At 64.4% G+C, this 20,194-nt stretch carries 18 protein-coding genes; 5 read left to right on the top strand and 13 right to left on the bottom strand.

Annotation, left to right across the window (positions count from 1 at the left end; translation table 11 throughout):
• Window positions 1-51: 51 nt before the first annotated feature.
• Entirely contained in the window at window positions 52-1,485 is a 1,434-nt protein-coding gene (locus HX613_RS16005) for a CitMHS family transporter (protein WP_235346223.1), read from the bottom strand.
• Window positions 1,486-1,573: 88 nt separating this feature from the next.
• Between HX613_RS16005 and HX613_RS16000 the strand changes: the two genes are divergently transcribed.
• Window positions 1,574-2,458, top strand: a complete 885-nt coding sequence (locus tag HX613_RS16000; RefSeq protein WP_235346222.1) for a LysR family transcriptional regulator — start codon at window positions 1,574-1,576, stop codon at window positions 2,456-2,458.
• 185 nt (window positions 2,459-2,643) lie between these two features.
• Here HX613_RS16000 and HX613_RS15995 read toward each other — a convergent pair whose 3' ends face one another.
• The gene (locus tag HX613_RS15995) at window positions 2,644-3,849 is read right to left on the bottom strand and encodes a methyltransferase domain-containing protein (RefSeq protein ID WP_235346221.1); all 1,206 of its coding nucleotides are present in this window, start codon (window positions 3,847-3,849) and stop codon (window positions 2,644-2,646) included.
• Between the two features lie 194 nt (window positions 3,850-4,043).
• On the opposite strand from HX613_RS15995, the gene HX613_RS15990 reads away from it, so the two are divergent.
• Genes HX613_RS15990 through HX613_RS15980 form a run of 3 tightly spaced genes read left to right on the top strand, consistent with a single transcriptional unit; the run spans window position 4,044 to window position 7,231 of the window.
• Window positions 4,044-5,468 (top strand): amidohydrolase family protein, encoded by a 1,425-nt coding sequence (locus tag HX613_RS15990; protein ID WP_235346220.1) that lies wholly within the window; start codon window positions 4,044-4,046, stop codon window positions 5,466-5,468.
• Window positions 5,444-6,190, top strand: coding sequence for a sulfite exporter TauE/SafE family protein (locus HX613_RS15985; protein WP_235346219.1), 747 nt, complete (start codon window positions 5,444-5,446; stop codon window positions 6,188-6,190). The genes HX613_RS15990 and HX613_RS15985 overlap by 25 nt, the downstream gene beginning before the upstream one ends.
• Window positions 6,191-6,214: 24 nt before the next feature.
• Window positions 6,215-7,231 carry a LacI family DNA-binding transcriptional regulator gene (locus HX613_RS15980; protein WP_235346218.1) on the top strand — a complete coding sequence of 339 codons (1,017 nt, stop codon included), beginning with the start codon at window positions 6,215-6,217 and terminating at the stop codon, window positions 7,229-7,231.
• Between the two features lie 70 nt (window positions 7,232-7,301).
• On the opposite strand, the gene HX613_RS15975 is transcribed toward HX613_RS15980, so the two are convergent.
• The 5 genes from HX613_RS15975 to HX613_RS15955 all read right to left on the bottom strand — a co-directional run bounded on the left by HX613_RS15975 (window position 7,302) and on the right by HX613_RS15955 (window position 10,647).
• The gene (locus tag HX613_RS15975) at window positions 7,302-7,793 is read right to left on the bottom strand and encodes a solute carrier family 23 protein (protein ID WP_235346217.1); all 492 of its coding nucleotides are present in this window, start codon (window positions 7,791-7,793) and stop codon (window positions 7,302-7,304) included.
• A gap of 157 nt (window positions 7,794-7,950) precedes the next feature.
• Window positions 7,951-8,496 carry a hypothetical protein gene (locus tag HX613_RS15970; protein WP_235346216.1) on the bottom strand — a complete coding sequence of 182 codons (546 nt, stop codon included), beginning with the start codon at window positions 8,494-8,496 and terminating at the stop codon, window positions 7,951-7,953.
• A 94-nt stretch (window positions 8,497-8,590) separates the two neighbouring features.
• Entirely contained in the window at window positions 8,591-9,373 is a 783-nt protein-coding gene (locus HX613_RS15965) for a class I SAM-dependent methyltransferase (RefSeq protein WP_235346215.1), read from the bottom strand.
• A 235-nt stretch (window positions 9,374-9,608) separates the two neighbouring features.
• Window positions 9,609-9,968 (bottom strand): DoxX family protein, encoded by a 360-nt coding sequence (locus tag HX613_RS15960; protein WP_235346214.1) that lies wholly within the window; start codon window positions 9,966-9,968, stop codon window positions 9,609-9,611.
• A gap of 28 nt (window positions 9,969-9,996) precedes the next feature.
• Complete coding sequence (locus HX613_RS15955; protein ID WP_235346213.1) at window positions 9,997-10,647, bottom strand: TetR/AcrR family transcriptional regulator; 651 nt, start codon at window positions 10,645-10,647, stop codon at window positions 9,997-9,999.
• Between the two features lie 128 nt (window positions 10,648-10,775).
• Between HX613_RS15955 and HX613_RS15950 the strand changes: the two genes are divergently transcribed.
• Window positions 10,776-12,038: an Nramp family divalent metal transporter gene (locus tag HX613_RS15950; RefSeq protein ID WP_235346212.1), complete on the top strand. Its 1,263-nt coding sequence runs from the start codon at window positions 10,776-10,778 to the stop codon at window positions 12,036-12,038.
• Between the two features lie 43 nt (window positions 12,039-12,081).
• On the opposite strand, the gene HX613_RS15945 is transcribed toward HX613_RS15950, so the two are convergent.
• The 6 genes from HX613_RS15945 to HX613_RS15920 form a co-directional block, all read right to left on the bottom strand.
• Window positions 12,082-12,966, bottom strand: a complete 885-nt coding sequence (locus HX613_RS15945) for a metal ABC transporter permease (protein ID WP_235346211.1) — start codon at window positions 12,964-12,966, stop codon at window positions 12,082-12,084.
• Window positions 12,963-13,706, bottom strand: coding sequence for a metal ABC transporter ATP-binding protein (locus tag HX613_RS15940; RefSeq protein ID WP_235346210.1), 744 nt, complete (start codon window positions 13,704-13,706; stop codon window positions 12,963-12,965). The genes HX613_RS15945 and HX613_RS15940 overlap by 4 nt, the downstream gene beginning before the upstream one ends.
• Entirely contained in the window at window positions 13,703-14,629 is a 927-nt protein-coding gene (locus HX613_RS15935; protein ID WP_442862612.1) for a metal ABC transporter substrate-binding protein, read from the bottom strand. Before HX613_RS15935 ends, HX613_RS15940 begins: the two co-directional genes overlap by 4 nt.
• A 223-nt stretch (window positions 14,630-14,852) precedes the next feature.
• Window positions 14,853-16,361, bottom strand: a complete 1,509-nt coding sequence (locus HX613_RS15930; protein WP_235346400.1) for a lipase maturation factor family protein — start codon at window positions 16,359-16,361, stop codon at window positions 14,853-14,855.
• 179 nt (window positions 16,362-16,540) lie between these two features.
• Window positions 16,541-18,793: a choline BCCT transporter BetT gene (betT, locus tag HX613_RS15925; protein WP_235346399.1), complete on the bottom strand. Its 2,253-nt coding sequence runs from the start codon at window positions 18,791-18,793 to the stop codon at window positions 16,541-16,543.
• A 219-nt stretch (window positions 18,794-19,012) separates the two neighbouring features.
• Window positions 19,013-20,110, bottom strand: a complete 1,098-nt coding sequence (locus HX613_RS15920; protein WP_235346209.1) for a hypothetical protein — start codon at window positions 20,108-20,110, stop codon at window positions 19,013-19,015.
• Between the last annotated feature and the right edge of the window lie 84 nt (window positions 20,111-20,194).

Raw genomic sequence — 20,194 nt, 5'->3', positions numbered from 1 at the left:
CATGATGTGCAAGTTTGGGCGGCGACGAGAGACCGGACGGGCTCGACAGGTTCAAGCTACCCACAGGGGAATCACTCCGATCACGATTGCAGCGATGAGGACGATGATACTGACCAGCCAGGCCCAGCCGATGAGGCCGAGGATGTGCTTGCCGATCGGTACGTTCGCCAACCCGACCAACAGGTAGAACGCACCGGTCAGCGGGCTGATGGGGAACCCGAGAGTCTCCTGCCCGATGACCGAAGCCTGGGCGAGGACGACCGGGTCGATGCCGTAGTTCGATCCCACCGCAGACAGGACGGGCAGGACGCCGAAGTAGTAGGCGTCGGGGCCGAAGAACAGGCTCATGGGCACGCCCAGCACCGCGACGACGATGGGCAGGATCGGCATGATCCCGGCCGGCAGGACCTGGACCGCGGAATCGGCCATCGACTCGATCATTCCGCTTTCATCGAGGACGCCGAGGAGGACGCCGGCGGCCAAGAGTGTGCTGGCCATAAGCATGGCCGACTTCGCACTGATGTCGAACTGCCGGGACTGATTCTCCAGACCGCGGAAGTTGATGATGAGCGCGAGGATCGTGGCCACGAGGAACGCGATGGCCGGCGAGACGATGCCCGACATCAGCACGACGAGGGTCGCAAGCAGGATGAGACCGTTGACCCACAGCGGAATGTTGCGGTGGTCCTTTTCGGGGGAGTCATCGGTGGCAGCAGTGCTGTCAGCGCCATCAACGGCTGTGCCGTGGGCATCGGCGTCCACCATCACCGAGGTGGTCCTTGCCCCATTGTGGTCAGCACCGGAAGAACGTGTGTTCTGGTTGGCATCATGGGCGTGGACAGCCTCGGCGAATTCGGAGGGCTTTCCCTTGGCGATGCGCTTGGCTTCGCGGCTGCCGAGGAACCAGGCGACTCCGAGTGCGGCGATGACTCCGACGATCTGAGCGGGGATCAGCGGTGTCCACACCTCGTTCGCCTCGACGCCGACGGTGGCTGCGGCACGCGCGGTCGGTCCACCCCAGGGGAGCATGTTCATGGCACCGGCGCCGAGACCCACACATGCTGTCAGTGTCAGGCGGCTCATGCCCAGACGTTGGTAGATCGGCAGCATGGCCGGAATGGTGATGAGGAACGTCGTCGCACCGGCGCCGTCGAGGTGAGCCACGCTGGCCAGGAGGGTCGTGGCCACGGCCACGGTCTTCGGCGAAGAACCGCCGAGGCGGATGATCCGATCGATGACGGGATCGAAGAAGCCGACGTGGCGCAGTATTCCGAAGAAGACGATCGCGAATACGAACATCACGACGACACTGGCGACGCTGGTGATGCCGGCCAACGCGAATTCGCTGACCTGGGACGGCGAGTTGCCTGCGATGAGAGCCGCGACGATCGGGACTCCGGCAAGGGCAACGATGGGTGAGACCTTCTGCCAGAGCAGCAGAGCGAGAATCACCAGCATTGATACGTATCCAATGAGTGAAAGCACCTTTGATTCCTTTCTCAGAGATCATCTTCTATGATCCAGGGTCATTGAGAGGCGCGTCCAATACCGATTCGCTCTACACTGATGACCTATGGTTATCAATCTGGCGATGTACCACCTGCGCACGATCGAGGCGCTGCACCGACTGCGGAGCTTCACCCTTGCCGCCGAGGACATGCAGATTTCTCAGCCCGCAGTCAGCAGGGCGCTGGCCGAGGCCGAACGGCGCATCGGCGGCAGACTCTTCGACCGCAGTACGCGCTCGGTCGTGCCGACCCACCTCGGCGAGGAGGTCTCCGCTCATGCCTCGATGGCCGTCGCCACCTACGATGAGGCGCTCGACCGGATCTCACGGCACATGAATGGTGATGACGGGGTGGTGCGGGTGGCATGCCTGCCCTCGGTGACGGCGACGCTGCTTCCCTCCGTGATCTCTGACTTCCGCCGCGACCTGCCGCAGGTGGGTCTGAAGATCCATGACGAACCGCAGGAGAACGTGGCCGAGAAGATCCTCAATGGAACCGTTGATCTGGGAATTCTGGCACTCGACTCAAGCATCCCGGCCGAGCTTGAGGTCGAAGGAGTTGCTTCAGACCGGTTGGTGGCGATCATGCCCGTTGGGCACCGCCTCGCTCAGCGGGATGAACTCGTGTGGACTGACTTCGCTCGCGAGAAGTTCATCGGCTTCGACGCCGTGACCAGCATCGGGCCCTTGGTCACCCACGCCTTCGCCAAGCACGATGTGGCTGTCGACATCGTGCAGACAGCACGCAGCATCCCGGCTGTCGGCGGCCTGGTTTCGGCCGGGTTGGGTGTCTCCGTCGTGCCCGAGATGGTCGTTCCATTGGTGAAGTTCGAGGGCATCGAGAGCGTGCCGATCAGCCCAGCCATCGAACGCACCTTAGTTGTCGTCCACCGCAAGCGCGGTCCACTCCCAACCGTCGTCGAACAATTCCGCCAGAGCCTGCTGTCGTGACGATTCGCGCACGCCTCCTCAGCTGCATCGGTGTGCAATTCCTCCTCGACGCAGAGTAACGGTTGGTAAGTCCTGGTCGATCCAAGCACCGGGATCGACCAGAACTTACCAACCGTTGCTGGCCGCCGGCCGATTGTGCGAAGTCGTTGACGCCAAATGCAGGTGCTCTGTGCGCGGACGTCGGTTCACTGACGTCGCAGCACCACGGCGACCTCGAGATGCTTCGTATGCGGGAACATGTCGAAGACCCGGGCCCGGACGACGGCGTAGCTCGGCATCCGGTCGAGATCCTTGGCAAGGGTAAGCGGATTGCAGCTCGAGTAGACGATGTGCTCGACCCCGGAGGTTTCCAAGGCGGCCGACAGCCTGGCTCCGATCCCTCGCCGAGGTGGGTTGACGATCACGGAGTCTGGTCGTTCGCCGGTCGCCAGGTTCGCCTCAGCGAACTCAGTGGCATCATCGGCGATGAACTCGACCGTGGCACCTGGCTGGGAGCCGAAGCCGAGTTCGGCAGCGCTGATCTTCGCGGATTCGATGGCCTGCTCACTCAGTTCGACACCGGTGACCGTGCGCGAAGTCTGCTGAACGCTCGCCCCCGCGCAGTACAACGCGAACCCACCCACGCCGCAGTACAGATCCCACAGTGAGGTCGGCGCAATCTCCTCGACCCAGTCGGCTACCTGGTTGTAGAGACAGATCGCCACGTCAGTGTTGGTCTGGAAGAAGGACTGCGGACGCAGGTGCAGGTCGACCCGGTCGAGGTTCATGCGCAGAGAACCACCGAGCAGCATCACTTCCTGACTGCCTTCGAGTACGGCCTTGTGCTCCGGCAGCAGGTTGACGGAGATGACCGTCGCCGTCGGGATCAGCGCAATGAGCTGGTCGCGCCGCGATCGCAGCACGTCGAGGCCGTGCTGGGAGCGGACGACGAATCTGATCATCAGATCCCCAGAGGGGGCCGCGGTGATGTGGACGAACTTCAGCTCACCTCGGCGAGCGTGAACGTCATAGGGGTCGAGGCGCGAATCGTTGAGGAACTGGCCGATGATCGGGATGATCGCGCGGATCTGCGGGGCTTGGATTCCGCACTCGCGCAGGTCGACGCCGTGGAAGTCCTGATCCAGGATGCCCAAGGTGACTGCGCCGGCCGAACCGCCCACGGCGAGCTTCGCCCGATTGCGGAAATCGCGGTCGGGGCCGACAGCGGCCGGAAGCCAGACTTCGGGGGAATGGGCGGCCAGCACCTGGCGGCACCAGGCCTCTTTGTCCGCCGCCTGATCGCGGTGGGGCGTTTCGATGAAGGTGCAGGAACGGCACAGTCCGTCGTTGAAATAGTGGCAGTCCAATTGCCCGTTTTCCGCCGAGGTGGGGGTGAGGGGCAAAGAGGGCATGAACCTATTTTACTGTCTCGGCCAGTGCCGCGCCCCAGGGCAGCACGCCGCGCTGGCCACAGACTTTCGGGCCGTTGACGCACCCCAGCGCCGACCCGTAGACTGAAGCTGACCAAATCGATTTGGCTTTCTCGGGTGGAGACCTCCGCGCGATATCGTTGACCAGAGGAAAGTGCAGGGTCGAAGAGGCCCCTGTGACGACGAAGGATGACATGACCCAGCTGCGCAATCTGCATCAGGCCCCGACGCTGCTCATTCCCGAACAGGTCCTCCTTCCCGAAGGTCCGCAGTCCAACTATGGCGTCCTCGTTGCCCACGGTCGCATCGCCGCAGTCGGATCTCTCGAATCGGTAGCCGCTGAAGCCCCCGCCGATGTCTCCCGCATCGACCTGCCGGGGCGCCTGCTCATGCCGGGCTTCATCGACGCGCATCATCACCTCACGCAGTCCTTCGGAAAGTCATTCGTCTTCGGTGAACCCTCCGAGATCTTCCAGCGCGTCTGGGTGCCGATGGAGGCGAACATGGACGCCGAGGCCATCGACGTCGCCACCCGTCTGGCCGCGTGGGAATCACTGCGCGGCGGCTTCACCACGGTCGCCGATGCCGGCACCCGGGCAAGCGTCGATGTCTCTGCCATCTCCGATGTCACCGCCGAGCTCGGCCTGCGCTGCGTACTCGGTGTGATCTGCAACGACCTCGGCGGAGGTACGAGAACCGCTGAGGTCGCCGAGGTGGTCGCCGCCGCCGAACGGCACCTGAACAGGTGGGACGCCGATCCTCTGGTCCACCCCTCGCTGGCGGTCTCGATCCCCGAGGTCGCCTCGGATGAAGCCCTGATCGCGGTCACGCAGCTGGCACGCGAAGCAGGAGTCCCCTTCCAGACCCACCTCAACGAACATCTCGCCGCAGTCGAACGATCCCTCATCGCCGACGGGGAACGTCCGCTGGAACGACTGGCCCGCCTCGGCGCCCTGGGTCCCGAACTTCTGGCTGCGCACGCCACCCTCCTGACTCCACGCGAGATCCGACTCCTGGCCGAGAGCGGAGGAGCCGTGGCCTACAATCCGGTGGCGAGTTCCTGGAAGGGCAACGCGGTCGCACCCGCTCTGCTCATGCATGAACTGGGGATGCGCGTGGGACTGGGCACCGACGGTACGCGCTCGGACGCCTTCCGTCTCCTCGATGCGGCCGAAACAGCACAGAGACTGACCGGCGGAACCACCGTCGGAGACTCCTCGAGCGGCGGCGGCTGGACCTGGCTCGAACAAGGGCTGCGCGGGGGAGCCGACGCAGTTGGCCTGACCGGACAGGTCGGAGAGATCGCACCCGGAGCACTTGCGGACCTACTCGTGATCGACCTCGAGGTTCCCGAATTCGTACCGTCCTGGGATGTGCCCTGGGAGCTCGTGCGCATCGCCAACCGCGACCAGATCGAGGCCGTGATCGTCGACGGCAGGCTCCGGCTCGAGAAGGGGTGGCCCGTCGACTGGGACGGACGTGCCTTCCTTGAGCGTGCCCGCGAGGTCTCCCATCGAGTCGTCGCCGATTCTCCGATCACCCGCATCGATCCATCGGCGAGCGAACATCGCGCCACGTGGATGAGCGAGCACCGCCGGTGACGGTCCTCGGCCTCTCGATCCTCGCCTTCAGCGTCATCGCGATCACCGTGCTGCTCTCAGCCTTCGTGCAGGGCTCGACCGGCATGGGCTTCGCAATGATCACGGCGCCCGTCGTCAGCTTCATCGACCCGAGCCTCATCCCCGTGATGCTGCTCGTGCTGATGATCCCGCTGAACTTCTACGTTGCGGCCAGGGAACGATCCGACATCCACTGGCACGGGGTGAAATGGATCAGCGTGGGCCGCTTCGCCGGCACGTTCTTCGGGCTGTGGATCCTCGTCATCGTCAACCTCCACCAACTCGCTCTGCTCATCGGCTGGTCAACGCTCGTGGCCGCCGTCATCGCACTGCTCGCCCCGAAATTCACTCCGAACAAGTCCGTTCTGGCCATCGTCGGACTCATCACCGGCGTCACCGAGACCTCCACTGGCATCGGCGGGCCCCCCTACGCACTGGCCTACCAGCACAGTCCCGGCCCGGAACTGCGCTCGACGGTGGCCGTGTGCTTCCTCGTCGGGGAAGTCATCTCCCTGATCGTCCTGGCCGTCAGCGGTCAGGTCAGTGGGCCGACGATGCTGTTCACCGCCGCCATGCTGCCCTTCTTAGCCATCGGATCCTTCCTCAGCAGATACGTCCACCACCGCCTCGACGGTCCGGTGCTGCGTTACATCGTCCTCGGCTTCGCGATCATCTCCGGCGCCATCGTCATCATCCAGTCATGAGCTCTCGTCCAGTAGTCTGAGGTCATGGGAGATTCTTCGCGTCCGGTCCGGGCCACGATCGCCGATGTGGCGCGCGAAGCCGGCGTCTCGCGTACGACCGTGTCCCACGCACTCAACGGTCTGGGCAAGGTCAACTCGGCGACACGGGACAAGGTCAAAGAGGTCGCCGCCAGCCTGAACTATCGGCCCAGCGTCCGTGCCCAAGGTCTGCGGTCCGGCCGCTCCCAAGCGCTTGCGCTGCTGTCGTCGATGCCCTCGGCCGTGTCTGCCGGGCCGTCGCAGCTGGGCTTCTTCACTGAGCTTGCGATGGGGTGCGCACGCACAGCGCTGCTCGAAGGCTATGTGTTCGTCCTGGCTCCGCCGGATGGCAACGCCAATCCCGTGGACCGGCTCGACATCGACGGTGCGATCCTCCTTGAGCCGGCCGCCGATGACCCGATTGCCGCGGCACTGACCGGGCGTGGGATTCCGTTCGTGGCAATCGACGGGCCGGCGAGTCGGCGCACCGTGGACCTGCACCATGAAGAGACCGCCGAGCTCCTCGTCACGCACCTCATCGAGCGCGGAGCGCAGCATCCGGCGCTCGTCGTGGGTACGGATCGGCGCAGATCGCAGGCTGCCGCACGGGAGGTCTATGAGACTGCTGCCGCTCGTACCGGCTTCACCCCTCTGATCGCCGAGGCGGACGAAAGCGATGGTGAGGACGGCGGGTACCGCGCGTCGACCCGGCTGCTGGCTGAGCATCCGGAGGTCGACGGACTGATCGTTCCCATCGACGCGTTCGCCACCGGCGCCGTGCGAGCAGGAGTCGAGGCGGGGCGGACGGTCGGAGACGATCTGCTCATCGCCACGAGGTACGACGGTCTGCGCGCCCGCACGAGCACACCGCCGCTGACCGCTGTCGACCTGGGACTCGACGAGATCTCGGGCGCGGCCGTTGAACGCCTCGTAGCTATTCTCGATGGTGGTTCCGAGTCGGAAGCCTCAAGTGCGTCCGCGCCGACGCTCGTTGTCAGAGAATCGACCTCCGGGCCTGCCTGATCGACCTCCCGGCCCGCCTGATCGTCTCAGCGGGCCAGCCTGATCAGATCAGCAGAGCCATACCGCCACATCAGATCCGGTAGTCACCGGGGCGCTGAGCCAGATGGCTGGGATCGTCGATTGCCGTCCGAGACTTCGGGTGCCTGTTGCGCTTGCCCGTGTGGTGGAAGAGGAGGTTGAGCAGAACTGAGACGAATGCGGCCATCGCGACTCCGATGACTGCACCCACGGCAGTCTCGATGTCGGTGCCCTGACCGATCGTGATGAACAGGACCGTGGCTGCGCCGCCGGGAAGCATGACGAAGGGCAGTTTGACGCCGATCTTCCACACGCCGACGGATTGGAGTATCGACCCGAGGCCGGAGAAGATGAAGACTGCCGCTAAGATCGCCGAGGTGGCAGCCTCGTCGAGGTCCAATGCGCCGGCGATGAGGAAGACCGAGGAGATCGGTGTCGCCACCATGACCAGGACGTGCTGGATGGCGAACGGGATGAGCCTGTGCATCGGTCGGAGCTGATCGACGGGATGGACGGTTTCGGCTGCTTCGGGTGCGGCGGTCATGGGACTCTCCTCGGAAACGCATCATGATCAAGCCCAGCATCATTGGAGGCCAAATCGATTTGTTTAATCGTCCCTGGAGACACGGATCGTGTCAAGAGTCAGTCTGAATATCGGACGGAATGGAGAACAAGCTGCGCGACGACGTCGCGCGATAGCCTCAGGCGAAGGTGAAGGCGAGGACCATGAAGATCCCGAATGAAATGAACGGGGCCAGGACGGCGATGGCAATGGCGACGATTCCCTGAGTCCTGGCGGTGCCAGTGACGGCTGAGACGATGCCCATGATGAGACCGGTGACGCCGAGCGCGGCACACAGGACCTGAAGTCCGGAGAATGCGATCGCGAGGTTCTGATACCAGCTGGGAGTGTCGGCGAAGAAGTAGCCGCTGTCATTCTCCATCGGGCCGATGGTGACCCCGAGGATGATCGATGCGATCAGGGACAGGCCAGCGGCGATGATGGTGAGAACAAGGGCGATCTTGCCGAGGCGTGGGCGATTCGCTCCTGTGGGCGTGACCTCGTCGTGGGCGAGCTCCGTGCCCAGTGCGCGCGGTGATCTCAGTGAAGCTGAGGAGTCTGGTGAAGCAGGTGAGTGACCGGCGTCGTGCGCGTGACTTCCCAGTCCCAGCGCCGCGGTATAGGGCTGCTGAGCAGCCAACTCGTCATCGGTGGGCTGAGGGTACATGAAGTCCGGCGAGGTCATGTCTTCGACACTATCCACGCCGACCACTGCCCGCCCATGCGGCTTACCTGTGACCGAGGTCGGGAAAACCTGACCATCTGCCGAGGCAGATGCGTCAGCGTTCGGCGACGATGAGGAAGCGCCTCTGCGTGACCTCGATCGGAGAGCGGCGGGCCGCCAGTCGGTCGAGGGCGACGAGGTTGTCGGCCACGGTGAACCCCGGGACATCCCAGGGGGAATAGGCGAGGTATTCGACGACCGCCTCGACGTCGGTGAACTCCATCGTGCCGGTCCACTCGTCGGCATCGGTGATGGTGAACCCATGTTCCTCGAGCTCATTGAGTCGCGGTCCGAGCCGGTTCTGGGGAGTCTCCGGCCGGCCTCCGAACCAGAGCCTGAACTCGGAGGCTTCCGTGCCGTCGACCTGCTGAGTGAGGAAGCCTCCGTCGGGCTTCACGACTCGAGCGAGCTCGGCTGGATCGTAGCTCTCATGCCGGTTCATCACGAGATCGAAGCAATCATCGGGCCACGGCATGGGCTCGCCGGTCTCGCTGTCGTACTCGCGGACCTCGATGCCGTATTCCGCCAGCGCCGAGGTGGCCACATCCAGATTCGGCTTCCACCCCTCGCTGGCATGGAGAACGGATTCGCGACCGAGGAAGCCACCGACTGCACTGACGCGCCTGACGAGATCACGAAGGCGCTCGCCGCCCCCGGTTCCCATGTCGAGGCAGGCAGCTGACCTCGCCATCGCCTTGGCACAGGTCAGTTCAAAGTCCCAGGGCGGTTCGTCGGCTGTCAGGCGGGAGCCGAGTGCGGCGAAATCCCACCCGGTCATCACTGCGGTCTCGTGGATCCACGACCACCGGGCGTATCGATCCTCTGCAGATTCGGCCACGCTGCCAATCCTTCCGTCTCGCTGCCGACCTCTCGGCTCCGGCGCCTGTCGTTCGGCCGAAGCGCCAATTGTTGGGCCGAAGCGCCGGTCATTGTGGAGTTGCGTGCGAGAAATCGCCGGTTATCGAACGCAACTCCACAATGAAATCTACCGCAAGGGGCCACACGCTTCCACAGGTGAAGACAAGTTCTCAGCCGCGGGCGCCGAGGCGATTCTGCGGTGTCCTAGCGGCGGCTCAGATGAGGAAGCAGAAGACGAGGATGAGGACGTTGAGTACGAGCAGCCCCAGGCAGTTGACCCAGAAGTCGCGGCAGACGTAGCCGGCACGCAGATGGGCGGCGGCAGCGGTGAGGAAGTAGGCGATGAGGCCGGCGACCGCAGCCAGGCCGACGCCCGGAATCCAGAAGCCGGCGACCAGCCCGGCTGCCGCGAGGAACTTCACCACCGCAAGCACCCACCACCAGTCGCGCGGGAGTCCGACTCCGTCAAGGCAGGCGGCGATGACCTTCGGCGGCCAGATTGTCAGGAAGCCGTCGACGAGGACGATGAGGGCCATCACCGCCACCGGCCACCAGGGGTCGGGGAGCAAGGTCATATTGACCTCCGTGTTTTGGGAGGCGGCGTCATATGGGCCGCCTCAGCTGGGTGTGGAAAGCGATGCTGTCCGAGAGGGCCTCGGTCGCTTCGTTGAGACTCATGTCGCTGGCCGCCCACCGGAACAGGATGCCGAGGTAGGAGTCGTAGAGGGCGACGGCACTGGCCTGGGCATATGCCTCGCTGATCCCGATTGAGACCAGGCTTGAAGACAGTTTGTCCTGCAGGTCCGCAGCCAGGGTCTCGAACACCTGAGGCTTGCCGACCACGCGCATCAGCGCGGCCGCGTAGTCCCGGGACAGGTCCTCGTGTGCGGCGAAGAATTCGAGGAACGGCAGGAAGATCCCCACCAGATGGTTCTGCACCGCCGAGGTGGCCGCTGGCCTGGCGCCGGTTCGCGCCGATTGCGTCGCCTCCGTGAGGGCACGTGCCCGAGCCGGGAGAGTGTAGGTCCCGGACTGGAGCTGGCCGATCCATCGGTCGTAGCAGCGAACGAGGAGGACGTCCTTGTCGCCGGCGGCCATCACCCTGCCCACGGACACCTCGGCGCGTTTGGCGATGCCCCTGACCGTCGTGGTCTTGTAGCCGAATTCGAGGAACAGATCGGCGGCGGCAGAGATGATCTTCTCCTCGGTCCTCAGCCGGCGACCTGCACGTGAGTGAACATGTTCAGTTGGCATAGTCGAATCGTAGGCCTTTCTGTGTTCAGTTACCAGGGGCAGTCGAATGCAGAAGCGCAGTCCCGTGCAGAAGCGCAGTCCCATGCGGAGGTGTTGCCCGGGAGGGAAAGTCAATGTACCTTAACTTTATGAACGTCGATCCATCGATAACCGGCAGCCCCGGAGTCACCGCGGCGCGACCGAAGAAGGTCTCCATCTTCTTCCTCTTGGGGCCGGCCTTCGTCGCAGCGATCGCATACGTCGATCCCGGCAACGTCGCTGCGAACCTCAGCGCGGGCGCCCAATACGGATATCTGCTCGTGTGGGTCCTCGTAGCGGCCAACCTCATCGCCGTTCTCGTGCAGTACCTGTCGTCGAAGCTTGGTCTTGTCTCCGGGCAGTCGCTGCCCAGCCTCCTCGGGAACAGGCTCAGTCGCCGGTCACGACTGGCATATTGGGGGCAGGCGGAGATCGTGGCCATCGCCACCGACATCGCCGAGGTGATCGGTGGTGCCATCGCCCTGAAGATCCTCTTCGACCTGCCGCTGCTTCTGGGCGGAATCATCGTCGGCGTCGTGTCCCTGTTTCTGCTCTCGATCCAGTCCACCCGTGGTCAGCGCCCCTTCGAAACGGTGATCATGACCCTGCTCGCAATCATCGCCATTGGCTTTTTAGCAGGGCTGTTCGTCGGCGATGTGAATTGGGGACAAGCGGCAGGTGGAATCGTGCCCAGACTTGAGGGTACGAACTCGGTGGTCCTCGCCGCCAGCATGTTGGGTGCGACCGTGATGCCCCACGCGATCTACCTGCATTCGGCGCTGTCCGTCGACCGGCACGGCGCGGCACCGCGTGCATCGATTCCCCAGCTGCTCAGAGCCAGCCGGTGGGACGTCGTGCTCTCCCTCGTCATCGCAGGCTCGGTCAATATCGCCATGCTTCTGCTGGCCGCTGCCTCGCTGCGCGGTCAGGACGGGACCGACACGATCGAGGGTGCACACGCGGTCGTGTCGGCCAACCTCGGCGAGGTTGTGGGCCTGTTCTTCGGCATCGGACTGCTCGCCTCCGGCCTGGCCTCGAGCGCTGTCGGGTCCTATGCGGGGGCCTCGATCATGCAGGGACTGCTGCGGATCAACGTCCCGATCGTGTGGCAGAGGGCGGTGACCATGATTCCGGCACTCGTCATCCTGGGAATCGGAGCAGACCCGACCTGGTCGCTCGTCCTCAGCCAAGTCGTCCTCAGCCTCGGCATCCCGTTTGCGATGATTCCCCTGGTCAGGCTCACGATGAATCGGGCGGTGATGGGCCAGTACGCGAACTCACGGATCATCACGATCGTCGCCGTCTTCGCGTCGGGGCTCATCATCGCCCTCAATGTGGTGCTCATCGTGCTCCTGGCATTCGGTGTCGACTGATCGGAACATCGGGGGCCCTTGTGGCGCCGAAGACACCCTCGCATCATGCGCCCGCGTCTGCACCGATGAGGTCTCGACGTCTCCTCCGCGCAGACAATCGGCGTCCGATGAGCCCGTGGCGGGGGCTGAAGAGGTAGACCAGCGCGAAGATCGCACCTTGGGAGAGCACGACCATCCCGCCCGAGGCGGTGTCGAGGTAGTAGCTCGAATAGAGCCCGGCCACCGCACAGGCGATCGAGATCGCCGGCGCGATGAACAGCATCCGCTGGAAGCGGTCCGTGAGAAGGTATGCGGTGGCGCCGGGGATGATGAGCATGGCGACGACGAGCACCACCCCGACGGCCTGCAGCGCGACGACGGAGGTGAGCGCGAGCAGGCCGAGCAGAGTCGCACCGAGTAGCTTCGGATTGAGCCCCAGAGCATGAGCGTGAGTGGGATCGAAGGCGAAGAGCGTGAAATCCCTGTTCTTGGCCACGAGCACCGTCAGAGTGGTGGCGCCGAGGATCGCCACCTGGAGCAGCTCGGACCAAGAGACGCCGAGGAGGTTGCCGAAGATGATGTGATTGAGGTCTGTGTGCGAAGGCGTGACGGAGATGAGGACCAGACCCAGCGCGAACAGGGACGTGAAGACGATGCCGATCGCTGCGTCTTCCTTGATCCGACTGGTGTCGCGCACGGCACCGATGAGGCCGACGGCGAGGAACCCGAAGACCACGGCCCCGAGGGCGAACGGCGCACCGAGGACGTAGGCGAGGACGACGCCGGGCAGCACCGCATGGGAGACAGCGTCACCCATGAGCGACCAGCCGATGAGCACCAGCCAGCAAGAGAGGGCGGCGCAGACGATCGATGCGATCAGCGTCGTCGCCAGGGCGCGGAGCATGAAATCGTAACCGAGAGGCTCGAGCACGAGCTGAATGGCGCTCATACCCCATCACCGCTGTTCATCACATCGAGCCCGAAGGCCAGGGCGAGGTTCTCGGGCCGGAGCACCTCCTGGGGGTCGCCGTGGAACAGCACCCTGCGCATGAGCAGGATCGCCTCGTCGGCGAGGTCCGGCAGCGCATGCAGGTCATGGGTGGACACGAGCACCGTGGCGCCGTCCTCGGCGAGCTCTCGCAGCAGTCGCGTGATCGTGGCCTCGGTGCGCTTGTCGACACCGGCGAACGGCTCGTCGAGGAGCAGGATCGTGGCCCCCTGCGCAATGCCCCGTGCGACGAATGCCCGCTTCTTCTGACCGCCGGAGAGCTGGCCGATCTGGCGGTCGGCGTACTCGGTGAGTTCAACGCGTTCGAGGGCGCGGTCGACGGCCTCACGGTCGGTCTTCCGTCGTATCCGCAGCGGTCCCATATGCCCGTACCGACCCATGGTGACGACTTCCCGCACCGACAGCGGGAAGTCCCAGTCGACATCCTCGCTCTGCGGCACGTAGCCGAGAATGCCCGACCGGCGTGCGCTCGTCGTGGATGCGCCATTGATCAGCACGCGTCCCTGGTCGGGTTCCAGCAGTCCCATGATCGTCTTGAACAGGGTCGACTTGCCTGACCCGTTCATGCCGATGAGCCCGCAGATCCGCCCGGTCTCGAGGGTGAGGGCGGCTCGATCGAGGGCCAGGACCTGTCCATAGTGGACGGTCACCTCGGCGACGGCGATGGCGGGGGCGCTCATGAGCTCTTCCCGGTCAGGGCGTCGGAGATCACCGCGGAATCGTGCCGGATGAGATCGAGGTAACTGGGAACCGGGCCGTCGGCTTCGGAGAGCGAATCGACGTAGAGGGTGCCGCCGAAGTCGGCCTCGGTGGCCTCGACGACCTGCTTCATGGGTGCCGCGGAGACCGTGGATTCGCAGAACACCGCGGGCACCTCCTTGTCCTCGACGAACTCGATCGCCGAGGTGATCTGGCCGGGCGTCGCCTGTGCCTCGGCGTTGACCGGCCAGATGTACTTCTCACTCAGGCCGGCGTCTCTGGCGAGGTAGGAGAACGCGCCTTCGCAGGTGACGAGTGCTCGCTGTCGCTTCGGCAGAGCCGACAGGTCCTCCACGAGTTCGTCCTGGACCGTCTGCAGTTCGGCTTTGTAGGCCTCCGCCTGGGCTGTGAAGTCGTCGGCGTGCACGGGGTCGAGGTCGCTGAAGGCCTCGGCCATGTTGTCCGCGTAGATCTGGACGTTGAGCGGACTCATCCAGGCGTGGGGATTGGGTTTGCCGGCGTAAGCATCCTCGGTGATCGAGAGCTCCTCGATGCCTTCGCTGACGACAGCATGGGGAACGTCGAGGTCGCCGACGAACTGTTCGAACCACTGTTCGAGGTTGAGCCCGTTGTCGAGGACGAGGTCGGCCTGCGATGCTCTGCGAATGTCTCCGGGGGTCGGTTCATAGCCATGGATCTCGGCGCCGGCCTTGGTGATGGACGCGACGTCGAGATGGTCGCCGGCGACGTTCTCTGCGATGTCGGCGAGCACGGTGAAGGTGGTGAGGACGACCGGCTTGTCTCCCTCGCCGTCCGCCGACCCGGCCGAGGGATCGCCGGCTGTGCAGGCGGTGAGGCCGACTGTGAGGGCGGACGCGATGGCGACTGTGAGGGCGGACGCGATGGCGGCTGTGAGTGTGCGGGAGAGATGGCGGCGACTGCGGTGGCGGCAGCTGAGATGTGGATGGCTGGGGTGGGGCAAGGTGGCTCCTGCTTCGGAAACTGGTGCCCGAGCCTGAGTCAGGATCGGAAAGTTAATGTACGTTAACTTTAGGTCCGTCCGGTCTCCGTGGCAACTTTCTCATCTGCGCAAATGTGCAACCCAGTCCGATGGTGCTGCAGCGTCCTCAGCCCTCGCGCAGGTCCGTGGGCTCGACCATGGTGCGAGGATCCGAACGCACCCACCACGGCCGAGGTTGTCCTTCCTCCCGTGCCTGCCGTCGTTCCTCACCGGTGGCGTAGCGGTAGGTGAAGATCCGGACCCGGATGAGGGCCGGTGCCTGCCCGTCGAAGGGGTCAGGACCCAGCTGCGTTCGGATCTGAGCGTCCCCGTCACCGATGCGCTCGAGCAGTGCATAGAACCAGGACTGGCGGTAGTCACCGAGGGCTGCGAACCACATCAGCCAGTCCAGGCGCAGGTGATAGGGCGCAACGATCGGGGAGCGACGATGCACGTCGCCGGGTTTGCCCTTGAACATATAGGGCCGCCAGTCTCCCGAGTCCATCGTCGCATCGGGATCCAGGGTGCCTTCGATGATGATCTCGTCACGGGACTCGGTCATCGACCCGAAGGCGCCATAGGCGTTGCCCAACCCCCACCGATTGAAGCTGGCATTCATCTTCTGATGCGGCGAGAACAGGTTGCGCAGAGCAGGGATGCTGAGCACGCACTGCCAGATGACGAAGGCCGCGATGAGGGTCGCCCACCACAGTGGGAAAGCGCTGGAAGCATCAGCCACCTCGGCGCCGGAAGAATCGGCCGTGCCCCATCCGGGCCACGGACCGCCGATGATCCAGCCCAGGAACGAGTCGCTGATTCCGGCGAAGGCGAGGAGGATCGTTGCCCAATTCAGCCAGGCATAGTTGCCGGTGATGACGAGCGCGAGCTGCGAGATGATGATGGCGACGGCGGCGAAGGAGGCAATGGGCTGGGGCAGGAACAGCAGCCACGGTGCGATGAGCTGGATGACATGGCTGCCAAGAGTCTCACCGCGATGCCACCATCCGGGCATCAGGTGGGCTCGGCGACTGAAGGGGCCCGGCATCGGCTGGGTCTGATGGTGATAGTCCATGGCGGACAGGTCACGCCAGGAACTGTCCCCGCGCATCTTGATCATGCCCGCCCCGAACTCGACGCGGACGACGAACCAGCGGAGGAAGACGATCATCAGCAGCGAGGGGGCCACCTCGTGGGAGCCGAGGAAGCCGACCAGGAATCCGGCCTCGAGCAGGAGCGATTCCCAGCCGAAGCCGTAGAAGCGCTGCCCGATGCTCGAGATGGAGAAGTAGAGCCACCACATCAGCCCGAACACCGGGATCGTCGCCCACGCGGGCCCGGCCTGGGGGAGGCCGACGATGACGGTCACCGCCGCGATCATGCCGGTGCCGCACACGAGGCGCAGCCGGCGGTCCGTGTAGGTGAAGTGCTTCCACCGGAACAGACTCGGTGCCTGAGCGGAGGTGGTGAGTGCGATGAACCGTGGTGCTGGGGTCAGCCCGCGCTCACCGAGCAGAGCGGGGAACTGATTCCAGGCGCTGAGGAAGGCGATGAAGAACAGAGTCGCGACGCCGCGCTGCAGCACTTCGCGGGCGATCGTGTAGTCCTCGGCTGACAAGACTGACAGCACCGCGGTCATGTCCACGGCGACCACCTCCCGGTTCATGCGTTCGCAGGGCGCTCGACATCCCTGTCTCGACTATGGTGCCAAGGACGCGATCGTGCAACACCCCGATGAATGCGCCGAGGCTGCCCCCGGTGTCGGAGGCAGCCTCGGTTCACATTCGGCTATGCTCACCACCGGCCACCGGCTGCGGGTCAGCGGATGTCGTCGGCCAGTGCCGGCTCCGGATCAGCTTCGCCGACCTCCTCGACCTCATCCGCCGAGGAAGGCACCGCCGGAACCGAATCCGTGGCCGGGGGAGTCGGCGGGGTGACGACCGACTGGTACGAGTGCTCGTGCGAGTAGGCGAGGAACGACAGGTGGTTCTCGTAGCGATCGAGGACGTCGTCGATGATCTGCTGACCGCTCAGACCCATGAGGTCATAGCCCTCGGAACCGGTCTGCGTGAACACCTCGATCCGGTAGTACACGTCATCGCCGCGCGGGGCATTGCGTGCACCGAACGAGGGAACATTGTGTTCGACAGCGGCAATCTGATACTGGAAGTTGCGCTGCTGACCCATGTCGACGATGAGCGTGGACTCCGTGATCCCCGACTCCGGGCCGGTCTCCTGGGTCAGCTCGACCGTGTATTCGAGTTCGCGGAACTCGGCGGCCACGGCTTCCAGTGCGGGTTCGACCACCTCGTTGACGAACCTGTCGACCGACTTCTTCGATGGGTAGGAGCGCAGAGTCGCGAGGCGCTGACGCCAGGTCTTCTCTGGAGTCCTGCCACCGTGGGCAGCCGTGGTCCGGCGCCTGCGGGTCCGGCCCTCTCGTTCGGCTCGCTCCATGCGCAGCACCTTCGAGAAGGAGGCCATGACGAGGTAGGCGATGACCGTCACCGGCAGGGCGAAGATCAGGGTCGCGTATTCCATCGTCGTCACCCCTCCCGCGACGAGCATGGCGATGGTCAGCACAGCAGTGACGACCGCCCAGAAGATCCGCAGCCATTTCGCTCCGTCTTCCTCGGGGTTGGGGATGGTGGAGCTGAAGTTCGACATCACCATCGCACCCGAGTTCGCACTCGTGAGGTAGAAAAGCAGACCGGAGAGCGTGGCCAGGCCGATGAGGAACGTCGATCCCGGGAACATGTCGAGGAGGGCATACCAGCCCTGTTCGGGTGAATCGATGGCCTGCTGAGCGAAGTCCATATTGCCGCTGAAGACCTCTGAGAGGGCGGAGTTGCCGAAGATCGAGACGATGATGAAGTCGCAGATCACGGGCGCGGTGATCGCAGCGATGACGAACTCGCGCAGTGTGCGTCCACGGGAGATGCGGGCCAGGAACAATCCGACGAAGGGTCCCCAAGCCAGCCAGAATGCCCAGAAGAACAGCGTCCAAGCGCCCATCCAGGCAGAGCCGTCATCGACATAGGCGAACGTGGACAGGGTGCGCTCTGGCAGAGTGAAGATGAAGCGGCCGATGTTCTCGACCAATGCATTGAGCAGGAAGGCCGTCTTGCCGGTGACGAGGATGTAGAGCATCATCGCGGCACAGGACCAGAGGTTGAGCTCGGAGACCAGGCGGATGCCCTTGTCGACGCCGGAGGTGCAGGCCGCGATCGTCATGATGACCGCGACGATGACCAGCGCGATCTGCAGGGCGAGGCCCTGCTGCAGACCGAAGAGTTCGGAGAAGCCGACGTTGAGCAGGACGACGCCGATGCCCATCGAGGTGGCTACGCCGAAGACGGTGCCGACGAGCGCGAAGATGTCGATGACGTCACCCGTGGCTCCGCGCACCCGCTTGCCCAGCAAGGGGTAGAGGACAGCGCGGATCGACAGGGGCATGCCCCAGCGGTAGGCGAAGTAGCCCATGGCCATGCCCAGCAGCGAGTACATCGACCAGCCGGCGATGCCGTAGTGGAACATCGTCCACACCACGGCGTCCTGCGCGGCGGCCGCTGACTCGGGATCGGCGTTGACCGGCTGCAGGAACTGGGTGATCGGCCCCGTCACCGAATAGAAGAGCATGTCGATGCCCACGCCGGCGGCGAAGAGCATTGCGACCCAGGTGAAGAGGTTGTATTGGGGGCGGGAATGATCCGGGCCCAGACGGACCGAACCTTCCTTGGACAGGGCGACCCAGAGGACGAAGGCGATGACGACGGTGACCGTGAGGACGTAATACCAGCCGAGGTTGGTGGCGATCCAGCCGACGATCGACTTCATCGTCGACTGCGCGAAGTCGGGCATGAGCATCGCCCAGATCGAGAAGCCGAGGATCACCGCCGAGGAGATGATGAAGACCTTCCAGTTGACCCGGGATCCCCGCTCGTCCGTGAGCTCGGCGGGACCGCGGCTCATCTCCGTGCTGGAGATCGGAGGGCGCTTCTCGGGGTCGACGTCTCGGGCAGGTCTGTCGGTTCCGCCGAAGCGCTCACGCTCGACGATTGGCCGCTTCATCTTCTCGTCGTTGGGATCCTGCACGCATTACCTCCGGTCGGAAAATCTGGATTGGCCCAAAAGGCACCGCTCCATCGTAGACTCTCGGTGTTTTGTCAGGGACTCCGCCCCCTACTTTCAGGGCGAGTTCGTTACTTTCAGGTAGCTCGCGTCGCCGGGCATAGGCGGTGAGGAGGCGCCGTGACGGTCCGGCTCTCAGCCGAGGACCAGGCGCTGTTCTCAGCCGCGGAGTTGTCCGGTTCGTGCGAGACGGGTGACCGCCTCGGCGAAGGCACGGGACTGCTCGGGATCTCCACCGACGACGCGCATGTCCTGGCGGTCGCGGAAGTGCGCAGTGGTCATCAGATCGTGACCCACGCGCTCAGAACTGGCGCCGAGGAGCTGCCCGGGACTGGCCTGTTCGAGAATGAAGGTCCGATCGGATCCGAGGACCGAGGCACGGACGAACCTCTGATTCGTGGCGATGAGCATCTGCGGTTCCGGGGTCCGCTCGCTCTTGAAGTGCATGAGCAGCTGCTCCCCATCTCGGAGCATGTCGAACGGCGGCGGACCTGGAGTGGGCCGACGCTGATGATCGGGGCCGAACTGCTCCGAACGTCGTCGTTCCCGAGCACTCAGTCGGGGGTGGCTCGCATCGTAGCGATTCACTCGGGCGATGGCCCAGGCGCGGGCACCGATGACGGTGAGCAGGGTCAAGGGCAGGGCGAGTGCGGCCATCGTCAGCGCCGCGCCGGTCGACTGCTCCGGGAGGAATATGAAACCGACAGTGATGCCGAGGCCGACGATGAACATGATGACCATTGCCGTGATGAAGAGACCGGACCGATCACGGTTGAACGCCTCGGCGATGGCGGCGAAAATGAACCCGATATTCGTGCTGGCCCAGCACAGGAGGAAGAGGGTGAGGGCAGGCGCTGGCGATGTGGCGTAGTCACCCCACACCGTTCCCGGACTTCCCGGGAATTCGGCAAACGAATGCCAGATGAACACCGAGGCTGTGCAGAAGACCGCGAAGATGGGCCCGACCGACAGCACCTTGTACCAGGACTGTCGGATGAAGCCGGTGTACGAATCGGGTGCCCTGGGGAGGTGGGAGTCGGCGGCCGCAGCGGCCGACTTCGATGAGTCACCCTCGTCGAAGAAGATGATCGCAATCGCGTGATAGAGGCCAAGCAGGCCGAAGCACACCGTCGCGGCGCCTTTGGGGTCGAAATCCCCCATACGATTGGCACGGGGGTCGATGCCGGCGTTCGTGAGGAAGAAGATGACCAACATGAATAGTGCGAGCGTCACTCCATAGACCAGGGTCGTGCTCAACTTATGCGTCCTCATCCTCATACTGTGATTCTTCCAGGCTGCACCTTCTCCCGGAGGCGAAAGTTGTTCCAGATCCGCGACCCC

It is taken from the genome of Brevibacterium sp. UCMA 11754 (genome assembly GCF_021532275.1).
GTDB lineage: Bacteria > Actinomycetota > Actinomycetes > Actinomycetales > Brevibacteriaceae > Brevibacterium.
This window is presented reverse-complemented; position numbering and strand designations above follow the sequence as displayed.

Excerpts from the sequence above, each read along its gene's own strand:
- HX613_RS16000 (WP_235346222.1), top strand. The coding sequence starts at position 1,574 with ATGGTTATCAATCTGGCGATGTACCACCTGCGCACGATCGAGGCGCTG.
- HX613_RS15995 (WP_235346221.1), bottom strand. The coding sequence starts at position 3,849 with ATGCCCTCTTTGCCCCTCACCCCCACCTCGGCGGAAAACGGGCAATTG.
- HX613_RS15980 (WP_235346218.1), top strand. The coding sequence starts at position 6,215 with ATGGGAGATTCTTCGCGTCCGGTCCGGGCCACGATCGCCGATGTGGCG.
- HX613_RS15975 (WP_235346217.1), bottom strand. The coding sequence starts at position 7,793 with ATGACCGCCGCACCCGAAGCAGCCGAAACCGTCCATCCCGTCGATCAG.
- HX613_RS15970 (WP_235346216.1), bottom strand. The coding sequence starts at position 8,496 with ATGACCTCGCCGGACTTCATGTACCCTCAGCCCACCGATGACGAGTTG.
- HX613_RS15960 (WP_235346214.1), bottom strand. The coding sequence starts at position 9,968 with ATGACCTTGCTCCCCGACCCCTGGTGGCCGGTGGCGGTGATGGCCCTC.
- HX613_RS15955 (WP_235346213.1), bottom strand. The coding sequence starts at position 10,647 with ATGCCAACTGAACATGTTCACTCACGTGCAGGTCGCCGGCTGAGGACC.
- HX613_RS15950 (WP_235346212.1), top strand. The coding sequence starts at position 10,776 with ATGAACGTCGATCCATCGATAACCGGCAGCCCCGGAGTCACCGCGGCG.
- HX613_RS15945 (WP_235346211.1), bottom strand. The coding sequence starts at position 12,966 with ATGAGCGCCATTCAGCTCGTGCTCGAGCCTCTCGGTTACGATTTCATG.
- HX613_RS15940 (WP_235346210.1), bottom strand. The coding sequence starts at position 13,706 with ATGAGCGCCCCCGCCATCGCCGTCGCCGAGGTGACCGTCCACTATGGA.
- HX613_RS15930 (WP_235346400.1), bottom strand. The coding sequence starts at position 16,361 with ATGACCGCGGTGCTGTCAGTCTTGTCAGCCGAGGACTACACGATCGCC.
- betT (WP_235346399.1), bottom strand. The coding sequence starts at position 18,793 with ATGAAGCGGCCAATCGTCGAGCGTGAGCGCTTCGGCGGAACCGACAGA.